We start from the raw sequence: 1560 nt of genomic DNA, 5'->3' as shown, positions 1-1560 counted from the left end.
TCGTCTCTCCAGAAAGGAGGTGTTCCAGCCGCACCTTCCGGTACGGCTACCTTGTTACGACTTAGCCCCAATTACCAGTTTCGCCCTAGGCCGCTCCTTACGGTCACGGACTTTAGGCGCCCCCGGCTTTCATGGCTTGACGGGCGGTGTGTACAAGGCCCGGGAACGTATTCACCGCGCCATGGCTGATGCGCGATTACTAGCGAATCCAGCTTCGTGGGGTCGGGTTGCAGACCCCAGTCCGAACTGAGACAGGCTTTAAGGATTAGATGCGCTTTGCAGAACACCATCTCTCTGTACCTGCCATTGTAACACGTGTGTAGCCCCGGACGTAAGGGCCGTGCTGATTTGACGTCATCCCCACCTTCCTCACACCTTACGGTGGCAGTGTCCCCAGAGTGCCCAGCTTAACCTGATGGCAACTAAGGAGAGGGGTTGCGCTCGTTATGGCACTTAAGCCGACACCTCACGGCACGAGCTGACGACAACCATGCAGCACCTTCACAGAGACCCCGAAGGGCGTCATTGTCTCCAAATCCTTCCTCTGCAATTCAAGCCCGGGTAAGGTTCCTCGCGTATCATCGAATTAAACCACATGTTCCTCCGCTTGTGCGGGCCCCCGTCAATTCCTTTGAGTTTCACCGTTGCCGGCGTACTCCCCAGGTGGGATGCTTAATGCTTTCGCTTGGCCGCTGACCTATTCAGACCAACAGCGGGCATCCATCGTTTACCGTGCGGACTACCAGGGTATCTAATCCTGTTCGATACCCGCACTTTCGAGCTTCAGCGTCAGTTGCGCTCCAGTGAGCTGCCTTCGCAATCGGAGTTCTTCGTGATATCTAAGCATTTCACCGCTACACCACGAATTCCGCCCACTTTGTGCGTACTCAAGGAAACCAGTTCGCGCTGCAGTGCAGATGTTGAGCATCTACATTTCACAACACGCTTAATCTCCGGCCTACGCTCCCTTTAAACCCAATAAATCCGGATAACGCCCGGACCTTCCGTATTACCGCGGCTGCTGGCACGGAATTAGCCGGTCCTTATTCATAAGGTACATGCAAAAAGAGTCACGACTCTCACTTTATTCCCTTATAAAAGCAGTTTACAACCCATAGGGCCGTCTTCCTGCACGCTACTTGGCTGGTTCAGACTCTCGTCCATTGACCAATATTCCTCACTGCTGCCTCCCGTAGGAGTTTGGACCGTGTCTCAGTTCCAATGTGGGGGACCTTCCTCTCAGAACCCCTACTGATCGTAGCCTTGGTGGGCCGTTACCCCGCCAACAAGCTAATCAGACGCATCCCCATCCATCACCGATAAATCTTTAATCTCTTTCAGATGTCTTCTAGAGACGTCATTGGGTATTAGTCTTACTTTCGCAAGGTTATCCCCAAGTGGTGGGCAGGTTGGATACGCGTTACTCACCCGTGCGCCGGTCGACGCCCATCAAAAGCAAGCTTTCGATGTCGTTTCCCCTCGACTTGCATGTGTTAAGCCTGTAGCTAGCGTTCATCCTGAGCCAGGATCAAACTCTCCATTGTAAAATATCATTTTTAC

The 1560-nt window shown here is 53.1% G+C and carries 1 rRNA gene; it reads right to left on the bottom strand.

Going from position 1 to position 1560, the window contains the following annotated elements:
• Window positions 1–12: 12 nt before the first annotated feature.
• Window positions 13–1544 (bottom strand): 16S ribosomal RNA (locus KSW37_RS15530).
• Window positions 1545–1560: the final 16 nt, after the last annotated feature.

Origin of the sequence: Segatella copri, assembly GCF_019127135.1 — a bacterium.
GTDB lineage: Bacteria > Bacteroidota > Bacteroidia > Bacteroidales > Bacteroidaceae > Prevotella.
Note: the sequence above shows the minus strand (reverse complement) of the source record. Positions and strands in the feature narration are given on the sequence as shown.